The organism is Alicyclobacillus kakegawensis NBRC 103104, from assembly GCF_001552655.1.
Classification (GTDB): domain Bacteria; phylum Bacillota; class Bacilli; order Alicyclobacillales; family Alicyclobacillaceae; genus Alicyclobacillus_G; species Alicyclobacillus_G kakegawensis.
The window spans coordinates 140,598-156,717 of the sequence record NZ_BCRP01000004.1 but is presented as its reverse complement, the minus strand read 5'-3'; the positions used below and the strand labels follow the sequence as shown (position 1 = coordinate 156,717).

At 60.2% G+C, this 16,120-nt stretch carries 18 protein-coding genes; 3 read left to right on the top strand and 15 right to left on the bottom strand.

Annotation, left to right across the window (positions count from 1 at the left end; all coding sequences use genetic code 11):
* Positions 1–15 precede the first annotated feature (15 nt).
* From proS to AK2_RS04785, 5 genes are all read right to left on the bottom strand, one after another.
* Entirely contained in the window at positions 16–1,467 is a 1,452-nt protein-coding gene (gene proS / locus AK2_RS04805; protein ID WP_067931934.1) for a proline--tRNA ligase, read from the bottom strand.
* Positions 1,468–1,650: 183 nt separating this feature from the next.
* Positions 1,651–1,845, bottom strand: coding sequence for a hypothetical protein (locus AK2_RS04800; protein ID WP_067931932.1), 195 nt, complete (start codon positions 1,843–1,845; stop codon positions 1,651–1,653).
* A gap of 26 nt (positions 1,846–1,871) precedes the next feature.
* Positions 1,872–2,816: a 4-hydroxy-3-methylbut-2-enyl diphosphate reductase gene (locus AK2_RS04795; protein ID WP_067931930.1), complete on the bottom strand. Its 945-nt coding sequence runs from the start codon at positions 2,814–2,816 to the stop codon at positions 1,872–1,874.
* Positions 2,817–2,862: 46 nt separating this feature from the next.
* Positions 2,863–4,437, bottom strand: coding sequence for a nicotinate phosphoribosyltransferase (locus AK2_RS04790; protein ID WP_083520851.1), 1,575 nt, complete (start codon positions 4,435–4,437; stop codon positions 2,863–2,865).
* On the bottom strand, positions 4,434–5,297 hold the full coding sequence (locus AK2_RS04785) for an inositol monophosphatase family protein (RefSeq protein ID WP_369406117.1): 864 nt from the start codon (positions 5,295–5,297) through the stop codon (positions 4,434–4,436). Before AK2_RS04785 ends, AK2_RS04790 begins: the two co-directional genes overlap by 4 nt.
* Before the next feature lie 299 nt (positions 5,298–5,596).
* Between AK2_RS04785 and AK2_RS04780 the strand changes: the two genes are divergently transcribed.
* Positions 5,597–7,072: a class II fumarate hydratase gene (locus AK2_RS04780; RefSeq protein WP_245632774.1), complete on the top strand. Its 1,476-nt coding sequence runs from the start codon at positions 5,597–5,599 to the stop codon at positions 7,070–7,072.
* A 65-nt stretch (positions 7,073–7,137) separates the two neighbouring features.
* Here the strand turns inward: AK2_RS04780 and hutH are convergent, their stop codons facing one another.
* The 3 genes from hutH to AK2_RS04765 all read right to left on the bottom strand — a co-directional run bounded on the left by hutH (position 7,138) and on the right by AK2_RS04765 (position 9,722).
* Entirely contained in the window at positions 7,138–8,655 is a 1,518-nt protein-coding gene (gene hutH, locus AK2_RS04775; RefSeq protein WP_067932101.1) for a histidine ammonia-lyase, read from the bottom strand.
* 244 nt (positions 8,656–8,899) lie between these two features.
* Positions 8,900–9,340, bottom strand: a complete 441-nt coding sequence (locus AK2_RS04770; protein ID WP_067931925.1) for a hypothetical protein — start codon at positions 9,338–9,340, stop codon at positions 8,900–8,902.
* A 43-nt stretch (positions 9,341–9,383) separates the two neighbouring features.
* On the bottom strand, positions 9,384–9,722 hold the full coding sequence (locus AK2_RS04765; protein WP_067931923.1) for a hypothetical protein: 339 nt from the start codon (positions 9,720–9,722) through the stop codon (positions 9,384–9,386).
* Between the two features lie 171 nt (positions 9,723–9,893).
* Between AK2_RS04765 and AK2_RS16810 the strand changes: the two genes are divergently transcribed.
* Positions 9,894–10,034 (top strand): hypothetical protein, encoded by a 141-nt coding sequence (locus tag AK2_RS16810; protein WP_157076224.1) that lies wholly within the window; start codon positions 9,894–9,896, stop codon positions 10,032–10,034.
* A 183-nt stretch (positions 10,035–10,217) separates the two neighbouring features.
* Here the strand turns inward: AK2_RS16810 and AK2_RS04760 are convergent, their stop codons facing one another.
* The 4 genes from AK2_RS04760 to AK2_RS04745 form a co-directional block, all read right to left on the bottom strand.
* Positions 10,218–11,204, bottom strand: a complete 987-nt coding sequence (locus tag AK2_RS04760; protein ID WP_067931921.1) for an electron transfer flavoprotein subunit alpha/FixB family protein — start codon at positions 11,202–11,204, stop codon at positions 10,218–10,220.
* A gap of 20 nt (positions 11,205–11,224) precedes the next feature.
* On the bottom strand, positions 11,225–11,995 hold the full coding sequence (locus tag AK2_RS04755; RefSeq protein ID WP_067931919.1) for an electron transfer flavoprotein subunit beta/FixA family protein: 771 nt from the start codon (positions 11,993–11,995) through the stop codon (positions 11,225–11,227).
* A complete protein-coding gene (gene fadR, locus AK2_RS04750; RefSeq protein WP_500778350.1) occupies positions 11,992–12,633 on the bottom strand; it encodes a fatty acid metabolism transcriptional regulator FadR in 642 nt (213 codons plus the stop codon). The genes AK2_RS04755 and fadR overlap by 4 nt, the downstream gene beginning before the upstream one ends.
* A 175-nt stretch (positions 12,634–12,808) precedes the next feature.
* The gene (locus tag AK2_RS04745) at positions 12,809–13,348 is read right to left on the bottom strand and encodes a peroxiredoxin (protein ID WP_067931917.1); all 540 of its coding nucleotides are present in this window, start codon (positions 13,346–13,348) and stop codon (positions 12,809–12,811) included.
* A gap of 112 nt (positions 13,349–13,460) precedes the next feature.
* On the opposite strand from AK2_RS04745, the gene AK2_RS04740 reads away from it, so the two are divergent.
* Positions 13,461–13,745, top strand: coding sequence for a hypothetical protein (locus AK2_RS04740; protein ID WP_067931915.1), 285 nt, complete (start codon positions 13,461–13,463; stop codon positions 13,743–13,745).
* A gap of 113 nt (positions 13,746–13,858) precedes the next feature.
* On the opposite strand, the gene AK2_RS04735 is transcribed toward AK2_RS04740, so the two are convergent.
* The 3 genes from AK2_RS04735 to sufB form a co-directional block, all read right to left on the bottom strand.
* Positions 13,859–14,305, bottom strand: a complete 447-nt coding sequence (locus AK2_RS04735) for an RrF2 family transcriptional regulator (RefSeq protein ID WP_067932099.1) — start codon at positions 14,303–14,305, stop codon at positions 13,859–13,861.
* Between the two features lie 86 nt (positions 14,306–14,391).
* Positions 14,392–14,700 carry a Rieske (2Fe-2S) protein gene (locus AK2_RS04730; protein ID WP_067931913.1) on the bottom strand — a complete coding sequence of 103 codons (309 nt, stop codon included), beginning with the start codon at positions 14,698–14,700 and terminating at the stop codon, positions 14,392–14,394.
* 3 nt (positions 14,701–14,703) lie between these two features.
* The gene (gene sufB, locus AK2_RS04725; RefSeq protein WP_067931912.1) at positions 14,704–16,101 is read right to left on the bottom strand and encodes a Fe-S cluster assembly protein SufB; all 1,398 of its coding nucleotides are present in this window, start codon (positions 16,099–16,101) and stop codon (positions 14,704–14,706) included.
* Positions 16,102–16,120 lie beyond the last annotated feature (19 nt).

Below are 16,120 nucleotides of genomic sequence, written 5' to 3'. Positions count from 1 at the left end.
GTCCCCCCTATCCACTCAGTATGCTTTTGCGTACCACACAGAATGCGCGGCCGGCCGGCCGCAAACCGCGCAAGTCGGCAGCGTCTGCGGCGGCTGGAACGGGATGTTGCGGCTGGTCGCCCCCGCTTCTTCCTTAATCCGCCGCTCACACCCGTCATCGCCGCACCATCCGGCCAACACGAAACCTCGCTGGCTCTGGATGATCTCGGTGATCTCGCCGAGGCTGTGCGCGATATGCGAATGGTCGTCGGCAAATTTTTTGGCCTTTTGATACATCGTCGCCTGGATATCGTCCATCAACTGCGGCAGCCTGGCCGCCAATTCGCTCTCCGGCACGGCCAGCTTCTCCCCGGTGTCGCGGCGCGCCAAGGTGACCTGACCACTGGCCATGTCGCGCGGTCCCAGCTCCAGGCGAATCGGGACGCCCCGCATTTCGTATTCGTTAAACTTCCAACCGGGGCTGAAATCTTCGCGGTCATCCATGCGCACCCGCCACCCGGCCGACAGGAGTTGATCGCGCAGCGTAGTGGCGTGCTCGACAACTCGCGCCCGCTCCTTCTGCGGGCCGATGGGCACGATGATCACCTGCGTGGGCGCAATTTTCGGCGGCAGCACCAAGCCTTTGTCGTCGCCGTGCACCATGATGATGGCCCCCAGGATGCGGGTGCTGATGCCCCAGGAGGTGGTGTACACATATTTCAGCTGGTTGTCCCTGTCCAAATACTTGATCTCAAACCCTTTGGCGAAATTTTGCCCCAGGTAGTGGGACGTGGCCGCCTGCAGGGCCTTGCCGTCTTTCATCATCGCCTCCAGCGAGTACGTGGCCACCGCACCGGCGAACTTCTCGGAAGGCGTCTTCTGCCCGCGGAAAACCGGAACCGCCAGCACGTTTTCGACAAAGTCGGTGTACACATCAAGCATCTGGCGCGTCTCCTGCTCCGCCTCCTCGGCCGTCGCGTGGGCCGTGTGTCCCTCCTGCCAGAGGAATTCACTGGTGCGCAAAAACGGCAGGGTCCGCTTCTCCCAGCGCACGACGTTTGCCCATTGGTTGATGAGCACAGGCAGGTCGCGGTAGGAATGAATCCAGCGCGCATACATGTAGCCGATGACCGTCTCCGATGTGGGGCGGATGGCCAGCCGCTCCTCCAGTTTTTCTCCGCCCGCCTCGGTCACCCAGGGCAGCTCGGGGTTGAACCCTTCCACGTGCTCCTTTTCCTTTTCAAGGAAGCTCTCCGGAATAAACAGCGGAAAATAGGCGTTGCGGTGGCCTGTCCGCTTGAAGCGAACATCCAGCTCGCGTTGGCAAGCCTCCCACAATTCATACCCGTCCGGCTTGAACACGATGCAGCCGCGCACCGGCGCGTAGTCCATCAAGTCGGCTTTCTGAATCACGTCAATGTACCACCGTGAAAAGTCCTCACTCTGGGGCGTGATTTCCTTCACAAACTCTTTATCCTGCTTCGCCATCTGCATCCTCCCACACGTTCATCACCAACACCTATCCATGACCCATCGCCGCCGGCCGCCGCTCAGCCGTCGTAGCCACTGTCTCCTACGTCGTCAGTATCGGACGGATAGGCTTGTTCTTAACCCCTCACGCTTGCCTGAACCTGACACACGGAGCGGACTGGCGCCTCCGCCGGTTGTTCACTATACCAGGAAACCCAAAATGTGCACGCCGCGCACCCCCGCCTGATAGCCGATGTCGTATCCCAGCAGCCCCATAAAAGCCAGAAAGAAGAGAACCGCCAGGGTGGCAAACAGTCCGCGCAGGGTTTTCTTGCGCACAAGCCAACAGACCACCGCCAGCAGGAACATCACGACCAAGGTCACCGTGAGGAACACGCACACCTCTCCCAACCATTTCGACGTTAAGCGTGCCGACGCGGCGTGGGCAAAATCTTGTCCACGCTGGCCGTCCGCACTGGCACCCAGGTCGCCTGGTCATTTTCATCAAACTGTTCCAAGTAGGCGATGACCTCGCTGGTGACAGCGGTCGGCGTGGAAGCGCCGGCCGTCACGGCGACCGTTTTCACACCTTTTAGCCAGTCGCGCTGGATTTCCGTGACATCCGCGACCCGATAGGCCTTTGTGCCGGCAATTTCCTCGGACACCTGCGCCAAGCGATTGGAGTTGTTGCTGCGCGGATCGCCGACGACAATGCACAGGTCGGCCTCCTTGGCCTGCTCGGCCACCGCCTGTTGCCGGGTCTGCGTGGCCATGCATAACTCGTTATGCACCTCAGCCTGCGGATACTTTGCCTTAACCGCCGCCATCAAGTGAGCGGTATCCCACTGGCTCATGGTGGTCTGGTTGGTCACGGCAATCTTCGGATTGCTGAGGTTGAGTCGCTCAATATCCTGTTCATTTTCTACCAAGTGCACGCGCTCAGGCGCGACACCGCAAGCCCCTTCCGGCTCTGGATGGCCTCTGCGGCCAATGTAAACAATGTCATACCCTTGCTCGGCCTTGTCGCGAATCAAATCGTGCGTGCGCGTCACGTCCGGGCATGTCGCGTCAATGACGCGCAACCCCCGCTCCGCGGCCCGCCGCCTTACCTCCGGAGAGACCCCGTGCGCGGTGAAAATCACCGTGCCCTCTTTCACCTGCTCCAACAATTCCAGGCGATTGGCCCCGTCCAGGGTGATGATGCCCACCTTTTCGAACGCCTCCACCACGTGCTGATTATGAACAATCATGCCCAAGATATAGATGGGTCGAGGCAGAGAGGGGTCCTCGACGGCTTGCCGCGCGAGCACCATCGCGTCCACCACACCGTGGCAATAGCCCCTGGGAGCAATGCGAATGACCTTCATGGCTGCTCCTCCTTTCGTAGAAACCAGCCCCGCTGCGCGCCTGCGGCTACTCGCCAGCCGTCTGCTGAGGCCGCCATTCATGCAGGAGCCGTTGCTTCAACTCCCACAACGGCTGCGACAAGTCGACATGATAGATGTGCGGGTTGACCGGTCGCAGCACCTCCGACGAAAAGCGGCTGATGTTGTCCTCCACGCGCCGGCGAATGGCGCGCAGGTCAGGAAGCTCATAGACCAATTCCCCACCTAGGTAAATCGGGGTCAACAGCGGCTCCATCTCATATTCTCTCAGTACCTTGCGCTTGTACGTGTGCACTGGATCAAACAGTTCCAGAGGCTGACTGGTTGTGTAGGTCTCGTCAGCCAGCGCAATCAAGTCGGCGGATGCGTATCCGTGCACATACAGGCGCAGCAACTGCTTGCGCCCTGGATTGGTGATTTTCGCCGGGTTTTCGGAGACCTTAATCTTAGGCACCATATAGCCTCCCGCTTCCTGCGCCACCAGCTTGTACACGGCCCCCAACGCCGGGCAGCCGCTGCTGGTGATGAGGTTGGTGCCGACGCCCCAATCGGTGATCTCAGCCTCCTGAATAACCAGCTCGCGGATGGTCCGTTCATCAAGATCGGACGAGGCAATGATGCCCACGTCATACAACCCGGCCTCATCGAGCATCGCCCGAGCCCGCTTGGACAAATAGGCGAGATCTCCGCTGTCGATGCGGATTCCGAGCAGCCGCTTGCCTTTGGCCGCCAATTCGTGGGCAATCTGAATTGCGTTGGGAACGCCGCTGTGCAGCACGTCATACGTGTCCACCAGCAAGACCGCATGGTCAGGGAACGTATCGACGTAAGCGCGGAACGCCTCAAGTTCACTCGGGAAACTCTGAACCCAGCTGTGCGCCATGGTGCCCACCGCGGGGATGTTGTATGCCTGCGCCGCCAGCAGGTTGCTCGTCGCCGCACACCCGCCGATAAACGCGGCCCGCGCGCCAAAAACCGCGGCATCGGCGTTCTGGGCCCGGCGCAGCCCCATTTCCAGCACCTTGGCGCCCGGATGGCGCCTGTCCGTCCGGGCGGCGTCCACCATGCGCTGCGCCTTGGTGGCGATGAGGCTCTGGTGATTGATAAAAGAGAGCACTGCCGACTCCACAAACTGCAGCTCGAATACCGGGCCTTCCACGCGCAGCAAAGGTTCATTGGGAAATACGATTGTGCCCTCAGGCACTGCGTACAGGTCGCCCGTAAAACGCAAACGCCGCAAACGGTCGAGAAAATCCTCATCGAACAACTGCAGGCTGCGCAAATACGCGATGTCCTCATCGGTAAACCGCAGGTTGTGCAGGTACCACACAACCTGCTCCAATCCGGCCGCAATCACGTAGCCGTTACCGCAGGGATTGTTGCGGTAAAACAGGTCAAAGACAACCCTTTGGCCATCCCGCCCATGGCGGTATTGACCGTACATCATCGTCAACTGGTACAGGTCCGTCAGCAGCGACAGGCGGCGGTCGCGGTACACCGCGTTGCCCGATATCTCCTCCACCCGCTGCCGCGCCCGCTCCACGACGGTCCTCTCCGGCTTGGGCACCTCACATCGCAGGGGCTGCCGCACCTCGCTGGTCATGCTCGCTCATCCCCTGTTCGCGCTGCATGCTGAATGCGTGCGCATAACGCGCGCGCCAGACTCTCCCGTCCGGCCGCCACCACGTTGCGCAGCGTGAGATCATATGGGTTTTCTTCGACATCGAGGACACTCCCGCCGGCCTCGGTTACCAACAGGGCACCGGCCGCTAGGTCCCAGGCGTTCAGGTCGTATTCCCAATACGCGTCCAGACGGCCCGCGGCGACGTACGCCATTTCAAGGGCGGCTGTGCCCAACACGCGCAGGCTCTTGACCTGGGAAGCTATCGCCAGTGCCGCAGCTCGACTCTCACGCACCGGCTGGCGCGACGGAAAGCCGGTGGCGACCACACTGCGTCCCACCGTCTCCTGCGCGGATGTAGTGAGGCGCGATCCGGGCAGCGGTCCGTCCGGTCTGCCCATCCAGGCCTCCGCCGCCTCGGCGCTGCACAGATACGCGCCTTGGCCGCGCAAGCCGAGAAACACCTCGGACCGGTAAGGATCAAACACCACACCGACAACCGGCAATCCCCGCTCGGCATAAGCGATGGAAACCGCCGAGAGGGGAATCTGCTGGACAAAGTTGGTCGTGCCGTCGAGCGGATCAACCACCCAAACCCGATCCTGGTCGACCGCCTGACTCGCCGCGGCCCGGGCGGCGGCGGAACCGGGCTGTGTTGTCTCCTCCCCCAAAATCGCATCCTCGGCAAACGACGAACGGATATGACGGCGAATGATGTCCTCACATTTCGGATCCACATCCGTGACTAGATCGCTGGGCGAAGACTTGCTCTTGACCTGTTTGTCGGTATATAGGCGGGAGGAAAAGTAACGCCCCGCCTCTAGTGCTGCTGCCACAGCCACAGCTAACCTGGCTTGCTCTGCAGAGTGCGCCAATGTCAACAACCTCTCGTCATTTTACGGTATACAGCTCGTCGCCCTACCCCGTGGCTGGCAAACGCCCTTGGCAGGTGGCAATATCGGATGAAAACCGTCAACCAGCGACCACTGCTTCCTAGATCTTTAACATACTTTGTGCAAAATCGCCATGCTCCGCGTAATGATGTAAGGAGATTGCGAACCGCAGCGGATTGGGAAGATTGTAAAGGAAACCATTTTTGCCCATGCTTGGAGGAGACGATCCTTGCCAGGAGGGATATCCGTTGACGGAAACCACACGCATTGCCCGCGATTCGCTCGGTGAACTGCGCATCCCGCAAAGCGCCTACTACGGCGCGCAGACCGCCCGCGCCATAGAAAACTTCCCTATCAGCGGCCTGCGCCTGCCGCGCGCCTTCATTCGTGCGCAAGGGATCATCAAATGGGCTGCCGCCAAGGCCCACGCCCAACTGGGCGTCATGGACGGACCCAAGGCCAACGCCATCTGCCAGGCGGCATTTGAAGTTATCGAAGGCAAGCTGGATGATCAGTTCCTGGTCGACGTGTACCAGGCGGGAGCCGGCACATCCCAGAACATGAACGCCAATGAAGTGATTGCGTCCCGCGCGGCCGAACTGTTGGGTGGCGCGCGCGGGGACTACAGCCTGATACATCCAAACGACGATGTAAACCGCTCGCAATCGACCAACGACACCATCCACGCGGCGATGCAGATTGCCGGCGTGGAGCTTTTGGCGCACAGGCTGGACCCCGCCCTCGCGCAGCTGGCGCAAGCGCTGAGACAAAAGGGGCAGGAGTTCGCTGGCGTAGTCAAATCCGGACGGACACACTTGCAGGATGCGGTGCCCATGCGTTTGGGCGACGAATTCTTCGCCTATGCCCACAATGTGGAACGGCACCGGCGCTGGCTGGAACAAGCCGCGGCCAACCTGCTGGAAATCGGGTTGGGCGGCAACGCGGTGGGCACGGGCATCAATACGCCCGCTGGGTTTGCGGAGGTGGCAACCCGCAACGTCGCCGAGTTCACCGGTCTTGGCTTTCGCCTGGCGGAGAACCCGTTCACATTCAACCAGAATCCAGACGAGGTGGTTTGGGTGAGCGCCGCGCTGCGCAACTTGGCCCTGGCTTTGCAGCGCATCGCCAACGACTTGCGCCTTTTGGCCTCCGGACCGAGAACGGGCCTGGCCGAGATTGAGCTGCCCGCTGTCCAACCAGGTTCTTCCATCATGCCAGGCAAGGTCAATCCCGTCATGGCCGAGATGCTGAACATGGTGGCGTTCCAGGTGCAGGGCTGCGACGCGGCAATCGCTCAAGCTGGCGGTGCCGGACAGCTTGAGTTAAACGTCATGATGCCGGTCATGGCCGCCAATTTCCTACACGAGATTCACATCCTGGCGACTGCAACGGAGGCCTTTACCACAAAATGTGTGCGCGGGATTGTGGCCGACGCCGACCGTTGCCGGGCGTACGCAGAGCGCTCCCTGTCCCTGGCCACCGCGCTCAACGTGGAATTGGGGTACGACACCGCCGCACGCATTGTCAAACACGCCCTTGCCCACAACTTGAGCTTGCGCGAAGCGGCCATCCAGGTGGGGATACAACCCAGCGTCATCGATCGGGCGTTGGACATCGACCGCCTGTCCCAGGTGGTACCCAGAACCGTGACCCAGGGTAGCGCCATGCCCCTCGACACACCGCCGCGCTTTCCCTCATTGTCCAATCCGGACGGCGGCGATTGAATCACAGGCCATCGGGCGCACTCTCCTCCTTCCGCCCGGCCCCACCCGCCAACACGCGGTTTCTCTCACGCGCCCGCGGGTAAGAACCCGGGAACCTCGCCGGACAAGATCGCCTCGGCGAGCTTCTCGATGGGTTCAGAGAGCGACGCGTCTTCCGTGAGAGGTGGGACAAAACGCCGCACCTGTGCCAGCAGACGCCTGGTGGCCGGGGCCAAACGGTCCGCGCACTGCTGCAGGTGCACCGCCTGAGCCGCGCAGGCCATCTCAATCGCCACCACACGCGCCACATTGTGCACGATTTCCCGGCACTGGCGGGCGGCAATCGTCCCCATGCTGACGTGATCCTCTTGATTGGCGGAGGAAGGTATCGAATCGACACTGGCCGGGTGGGCCAACACCTTGTTCTCAGAGACGAGCGCCGCTGCCACGTACTGGGAAATCATCAGGCCCGACTGAAGCCCGGGGTCAGCCGCCAGGAATGCCGGAAGCCCGCTCAGTGATGGATTGACCAGACGTTCCACGCGCCGCTCTGAAATGCTGCCCCATTCGGCCGCCCCAATTTTCAACAGGTCCATCGCCAACGCAATCGGTTGGCCGTGAAAGTGCCCGCCGGAAAGGATGCGTCCGTCCCCCAGGACTATCGGGTTGTCGGTGGCCGAATTCATCTCCACCGTCACGCGTTCCCGCGTGTATCCAACGGCTTGCCAGGACGCCCCGTGAACTTGGGGAGCGCAGCGAATGGAATAGGCATCCTGAACCCGCAGCTCCCCCTGTCGAGAGACCCGCGAACTGCCCTGGAGCCAGGCCTTCATCCGCTGGGCCACCTCGACAAACTCCCGGTGCGGTCGCACCCCCAGCAGTTCTTCATCGAAGACGTCGACAATCCCCTGCAACGCCTCCATGGTCAAAGCGAGCGCCGCGTCGGCCGCCAGCCCGACTCGCGTCGCCTCCATCATCGCCAGGACAGCGACGGCGGTCATCGCCTGGGTCCCGTTGATCAGCGCCAGCCCTTCCTTCGCTGATAGACGCACGGGCGTCAACCCGGCGGCGGCCAGCGCCTGGTGGCCTGGCAGTACCTGCCCGCCAAACTCGGCCTGGCCTTCGCCAATCATCACCAGCGCAACGTGCGCGAGGGGAGCCAGGTCCCCACTGGCGCCCAGGGATCCCTGAGCCGGGACAATCGGGTGCACCCGCCGGTTGATCATTTCCACCAACAGGCACAGCGTTTCCGGACGCACGCCGGAAAATCCTTTGGCTAAGGCATTGACACGCAGGGTCAACATCGCCCGCACAACATCGGTCGCAAACGGCTTCCCGACCCCGATCGCGTGAGAGCGCACCAGGTTCACCTGCAATCGACCGACATCCTGGCTGTCGATCCGCACGTCGGCTAACTTGCCAAACCCGGTCGTGACCCCGTACACCACGCGCCCCGCCTTAACCTGCTCCTCTATCCGCTGGCGGCTCTTTTGCACCTTGTCCCAAGCCTGCTCGCTCACCTCTACGGTGGCACCCGCTACCACGTCCATCACCTGTTCAGGCGTCAAGCCCTCGCCGTCCAGCACAACTACCGGATGCGCCATTTCGATGTCCTCCTCCGTGTCAGTGTCTGCCCATGGGTTTGCCTCAATCCCCATACCTCAATCCTCACGCATCGCAGCAGCGCTTTAACTCCATAAAAAATGACCCGCAACAGCGGGTCTCAGCTTCGCCATAATTATACATAATTTTCCATACAGTGGGTCAAACTCACACATCGCCCTGCAGCCTCCGCCCGATACCCCTCGATATCTCACACTGTCCTGTATGCCTCACACCCGGAACCGGTCACTTGAATTTTCTCCAATCCAGCCGGGACTCGCGTAACAGCTCGGCGAAGGAAGGTTCTTCAGACTCAGGTTGCGGATCGAACAACTCGGCAAAGGTCGGCTCGGCCTCGGCTAATGCCTCGTCTGCGCCCGCCTCTCCGGGCTTGCGGCCTGCTCCGCCTGCGGTTGCAGACGGACGTCTGCGTTGCAGCTTGGACTGAGTTGCAGCCGCCTGTTGCTCCGCTTCGCGGCGCAGGCGCTCCAGCTTTTCCACGACCTGTGGAGACAGGGTATCGCGCACACTGGCGCTGCCCGCGTCCGCCGTCCGAGCAGTGGCGGCACGGTGCGGGCCCCGCTGTCGGCTGAAGGATTTGGCGTCCTCCATCCTGTCCCATGCTTCATCCGGCTTATCCACGACATCGGCGTTTTGGGGCGCCGGTTTTTTGCGCCGCTTCCCCATCTCGCATCCTCTCCCTGCAAGCGCCTGGATATTATTTATGTCTTTACCTTTCGCCGCCGTCCGTCCGTTCCTCGTCCGACCGTTTACGCCGCCAATCCGCCAGATACTGTTTTTCCTCGTCGACCAGGTGCGGGTGCTCGCGCAGGTGGGTGCGCAACAGCGACTCCTCCCAGTCCTCCCGCTCCTTGGGATGTTCCGTCTGCGGCGGACGCGAAGGAAGATCGGCGAGTTTGCGGTCATAAAGAAGCTCCCACTCCTCCGCACCATCCCGCTGCCGGCGGCGGCTCACCTGCATGCGAATGCCTTCCTCATCCGGATCGTCGCATACATACATCATCATCTCGTAGTCATCCCATTGATGCGTCCAATCCAACGGGTCCAACCCCCGCGCCCCCTATGCCGCAGTGTGACTGTCGTCATCTCACTCAGTGTATCGATTCACACCATGGTCCTGCAAGCGAGTGCAGCCTACCGTCCAGTCTGCTACAATAATCCCGTAAGACCGCTAGGGACGGCCATCCGGAAGTATACTCGTGTCAAGGGGGTGCGCATCATGCGGAGGGTCTTCGAGATTCTGTTTGTGGTCATCCTCATCATCGTCGCCTTTTTCACCTTCCGGCCGCAGCCACCGTTTCCAGACGTCGCTGGCACGGACGCTGTGGTATCCTTACTGCAGGTCTTCCCCGGAAAGTGATGGGCCAAGGACAGCTTAAGCGTCTGTCCGTCTATACATAGTGCCTCAGCGAACAGAGATGGGCATTCGTTCCCATCTCTTTTGCGTCTCCGGCAACGAGGAGACGGAAACCGCACAAGCCCTGACGGGGGCAGAACGGCCAGTCACGTCCATCCCCGTCTCGGGCTGTGCGACAAACAGGAGTCATACGCCTTGCGCTTTTAGCTGGCGCACGGCCTCCGTGATCTTCGGCACCACTTCAAACAAATCGCCGACAATGCCATAATCCGCCACCTGAAAAATGGGCGCTTCCGGGTCCTTGTTGATGGCCACAATCACCTTGGAATTCGACATGCCCGCCAAGTGCTGAATCGCCCCGGAAATGCCGCAAGCGATGTACAAATCCGGGGTCACCACCTTGCCCGTTTGACCAATCTGCAAGGCGTAATCGCAATAGCCGGCGTCGCAGGCGCCGCGGGATGCGCCAACCGCCCCGCCCAAAGCCTCGGCCAATTCATACAGGGGCTTGAATCCGTCCGCGCTCTTGACGCCGCGGCCGCCGGAGACGATGATTCGGGCTTCGGCCAGGTCTACCCCGCCGGTGGCTTTCTGGACGATTTCCCGCACCGTCGTACTCAGGTCCACCGGCTCCAACTGGACGTCGACCTTTTGTATCGTTCCAGATTTACCCTGCCCTCCGGAAGCCGCTTCCAGGTTGTTCGGGCGAAGGGTCGCCACGGTCACACCTTCACGCACCACCACTTTCGTGAACGCCTTGCCGGCATAGATGGGCCGCGTGAACACGATTTGTCCGTTCTCCATCGCCACGTCCACGGCGTCCGACACCTGGCCGGCGCCAAGCCGCATAGCGACCATCGGCGCCAAATCCCGCCCGACCGCCGAGTGGGCGAACAATATCACGTCCGGCGCAAAACCTCGCACCACTTCCAGAAATACCTTGCGATAAGCCGCAGGCGTATACTCCTGCAGCTGAGGGGCATCCGCGACGTATACCATATCAGCGCCAAAATCGCCGAGTCCAGTTGCCAGGTTCTCCACCTGGTGTCCGAGGATGGCGACTGCAATTGTCCCCCCGTCAGCCACGCGTCCCGCCGCTGCCAGCATTTCATATGTGACCTTGCGCAGTCTCCCGCCGCGCACGTCGGCCGCCACCAGCACCTTTTTGGCCATGCCGGTCCCCTCCCATTCTGTCAATCTATGACCTTCTCTACGGTACGCAGGGCCGTGATCAACTCATTCACCTGGGCGTCCAGATCCCCGCTCAAGATGCGTCCACCCTGCTTGGCTGCGGGTAGGAACGTCTCGACGACTTCCGTGCGGGGACGGATATCGTCCCGGGACAATCCCAGGTCCGCCCTGGTCACGTGACTCAATGGCTTCTTGCTCGCTCTGCGGATGCCTATCAAGGACGGGTAGCGCGGGTCGTTCAGGCCCTGCTGCGCCGTGACCAGGATAGGCAGCTTCCCTTCCACATGCTCTTCATTCCCCTCGGCGTCCCGGTAGCCGATTACCCGATCCCCTTCCACCACCAGTTTGGTCAATGTGGAGATATGGGGAATGCTTAATTCCTCCGCCAGACGCACGGCCACCTGCCCAGAGCCGTCGTCCACCGCCTGATTCCCGGCGAGGATGATGTCGTATTCACGCTGCCGAATAATAGCCGCCAGCACCCGCGCAATGGTGTACTCGTCCCCGAACAACTCGGGGTCATCCGCCAGGATGGCCTCATCGGCCCCCATCGCCAAGGCGGTCCGCAACGCCTCTTCGGTCCGGGAGGGCCCGACCGAGATCACCACCACCTCGCCGCCATGCTCTTCCTTCAAGCGGATTCCTTCCTCAACCGCATATTCGTCGTACGGATTGATCACGTAGCGGACGCCCTCTTCCTTGATGCCCCCATTTTCCAGGACAATCCGTTCCTCTGTGTCAAACGTCTGCTTCAAACACACGATGATGTTCACCCGGGACACCTCTCTTGCTTCCCAGAATTGACAGGCTGGCAATCGACGGGCTTGCCACACAAACCGTGGAGCAAGACGTCCACCACAGCATCCGCCTGCGCGTACAGGTCATACTTGCTGCCACTGAGCACCCAGGCGGTCACGGTTTCATCCATCGTGCCAAAAATCATGCGCCTGGCGATGCGCCGGTCCATCGGTTCGTGGAAGACACCCTGCGTGACACCAGCCTCCACAATCTCGTCCAGCACCGAATAAAACGGTTTCATAAACTCCCCTATAGCCCTGCGAATCCCGGCATCCACCTGGCGCATGTGCACCTGCGTCACCATGGCGAGTTCTGGATCCGCACCGAGTTCACGCAGATACAGGTGGACCAAAAACTGCAACTTTTCCGCCGCGCCGTCGATGGAGCCCAAGGCGTCTTGCAGGGTCGATACAATCTTCTGAATGGAGCGGCGCAGAAGCGACACCAGGATGTCCTCTTTGTTCTTGAAGTACAAGTAGACGGTTCCGTCCGCAACCCCGGCCGCCCGCGCGATGCGGGAAATCTGGGCGTGATGGTACCCCGACTCCGCCATGACCTGCACCGCAGCGCGAAGAATCGCGTCATACTTGGATTCGTCCCGACGGTTTCCGATGCGCCTCCCCTCCCAATGAATGAATGCTCATTCAGTTGATGTGACTCATTGTAGCGGTTGGACCCAAGCGTGTCAATCGCGCTCGCGCACCATCCGCACAAGGCCAACACAAAAGGGTTCGGTCAAATCCGAACCCCTTCTCTTGGCGGACAGCTTCTGGGCGCCGATTACGCGTTCACACTTCCAACAGCTTGTCGCCAGGCTTCCAGTTGGCCGGGCATAGGCCGCCCGCCTGCAACGCCTCCAGCACACGCAGCGTCTCGTCCACACTGCGCCCGATATTCAAATCATGGACCACCTGATAGCGCAGAATACCCTCCGGATCGATAATGAACAGCCCGCGCAGAGCCACACCTTCCGACTCCACCAGGACGTCGTATTTGCGGGCGACCTCCTTCGTGAAATCGGCCGCCAGTGGGTAATCAATGCCGCCTAGGCCATTTTTGTCCCGCGGGGTCTGAATCCACGCCTTGTGGCTGTGTACGCTATCCGTGCTCACACCTAGGACTTCCGCATCCAGGTCCTTAAACTCCTGCAGCCGCTCGTTCATGGCCAAAATCTCGGTCGGACAGACAAACGTAAAGTCCTGCGGGTAAAAGAACAGAACCAGCCATTTGCCTTTGTAATCCGACAACTTGACCCGTTCATTCAGGGTCTTCAGGTTCTTTGTCGACAACATGTCGAAATCGGGAGCCGGGCTACCTACCAACGGCATGACCATGACCTCCTCTATTCGGAATTGGACAACCAAAAGTTGGCGAAAGCATTTCAACTGGATTATACTATACCCAGTATCAGCGCTTCAAATCAAGAAAGGGTGGGTCGCCATGAGCGGACCGATTTCGGAAACCTGGAGTGCTGCTCATCTCCAAGTGACAGAACTCTTGTCCAAGCTGCTGTCGACGCTCCGAGACCACGGATACAACCCGAGCAACCATATATCGTATGACCGGTCGGGCAACCACTTGGTCCTGGACACCAAACTGCTGCAACAACACCCCGATTTGGATGCGCTTTACCGTGAGTACCTTGATGCCTGCGCGCGGCGGGATAAATCCCTGAAAGAGGTGCAACAGCTTCCCAAGATTGACCTGGGCTTCAGCAACGAATAGTGTGTCTCGGGCGGCATTATGGCGCGATGTCATGGTGGACGACTCCGTCAAGCGGATAAAGCAAAAGGCGGTTCCCGCGTCCGGGACCGCCTTTTCCTCTTTACGCCATCCCGCTACTTGACTTTCACGATCAGCGGAACTTCATCATGCATCACGTCTGCCAGAGAAATGCTGTCCAGCGCTTGTGTCACGGCGCCCATCACACGGAGCCAGACACTGCGAGTGTGGCATTGTTTATACAGCCCGCAGAAATCGGCGGGCGACTCATTTTCCTCACTGACACAACCGATGGGCGACAGACTGCCTTCCAGAACCCGCACCAGTTCGCCAATCCGGATGTCCTCAGGCGAGCGGGTGAGCAGGTAACCGCCATTGACCCCACGCACGCTCTTGACAAAACCGGCTCGTCGCAACCGCGCGATGATCTGATCGAGATACTGTTCGGGAATCCCTTCTTGGTCCGCAACCCGCGGCAACGGCACCGGCCGTTGATTGCTGGCCAACTGCGCCAGCGCCACCATCGCGCGCAATCCATACTCCGTTTTGCTCGAAACTCGCACCAGAATCCCTCCGTTGCTGCGGATAAGGACTGGCCCCATGCCCCCGTCTGCGGCCACCGCCGGTTCATCACCGCGGTCGGACACAGTCATTCAAAGTCGATGAACACGTCCTCTCCGCGCACTTCGACCGGATAGGTTGCGAGCGCAACGACGCACGGGAATTTGACCGCCGCGCCAGTCTTCACGTTGAACTGTCCGCCGTGTTTTGGGCAGGTGACCACCGCGTCTTGCAGGCGGCCGGTCGTCAAGTCGGCGTACGCATGGGTACAAATGGCAGACGTCGCGTACCATCCGTCATCCAGATGGTACAGAGCGATGTCCTCATCCTCCACCTGCACACGCATCATGTGCCCGGTTGGAATCTGGGCAGCGCCCGCAACCTTTATCCAACTCATATGTCAGCCAACAGACCCTTCCATCTCAAACTTGATCAAACGGTTCATCTCCACCGCATATTCCATCGGCAGCTCGCGCGTGAACGGTTCAATGAACCCCATCACAATCATCCGCGTCGCGTCCTCTTCCGAGATCCCGCGGCTCATCAGGTAGAACAGCTGTTCCTCGCTGACCTTTGAAACCGACGCTTCATGTTCCAGCGTCACGGTGTCGTTCCGGATATCATTGTGCGGAATCGTATCGGACGTCGAATCTTCGTCAAAGATGAGCGTATCACACTTGATGTTCGCCTTGGCACCGCGCGCATTCGGGCCAAAGCTGGCCAACCCCCGATACGTCGTCTTGCCCCCGTGCTTGCTGATGGATTTCGAGACGATGGTCGACGTGGTGTTGGGTGCGTTATGAATCACCTTCGCACCGGCGTCCTGATGCTGGCCCCTTCCGGCGACCGCAATCGACAGCACCATCGCCTTGGCGCCCTCGTCCATCATGTACACGCTCGGGTATTTCATGGTCAACTTCGATCCGATATTCCCGTCAACCCATTCCATGGTCGCGTCCTTATAGGCCACGGCCCGCTTCGTCACCAAGTTATAGATGTTGGGCGCCCAGTTTTGGATGGTCGTATAGCGGCAGCGCGCCCTATCCTTGACAATGATTTCGACCACCGCACTGTGCAGCGAATTGGTGCTGTAGATAGGCGCCGTGCAGCCCTCGACATAATGCACAAAGCTGTCATCGTCGCAGATGATGAGCGTGCGTTCAAACTGACCCATGTTCTCGGAGTTGATGCGGAAGTAGGCTTGCAGCGGCACCTCCGCCTTCACACCCTTGGGGACATAGATAAAACTGCCGCCGCTCCAGACCGCACTGTTCAGTGCAGCAAACTTATTGTCCTCCGGCGGCACGACCGTCCCAAAGTACTCCTTGAAGATTTCCGGATGCTCCCGCAGCGCGGAGTCGGTGTCCATGAATAGGATGCCCTGCTCTTCGAGGTCCTTCTTCATCGAATGGTACACCACTTCGGACTCGTACTGGGCCGAAACACCGGCCAAAAACTTCTGCTCCGCCTCCGGGATGCCGAGACGGTCGAAGGTCTGTTTGATTTCGTCCGGCACCTCATCCCAGGTCTTGCCCTGCCGCTCCGTTGGCTTCACGTAATAGGTGATATCGTCAAAGTCCAGCTCCGACAGATCTCCACCCCACGTCGGCATCGGTTTGGACTGGAAGATCTCAAGCGAACGCAGCCGGAAATCGGTCATCCAACCCGGTTCGTTCTTCATCATGGAGATCTCCTCGACGACCTTGCGGTTCAATCCCTTTTGGAACTTGACGACTGACACGTCCCGATCCCGAAAGCCATACTGGTACTCCTCTATTTCGGGAAGCGACTTGGCCATTTTCCGTCTCCTCCTTTTT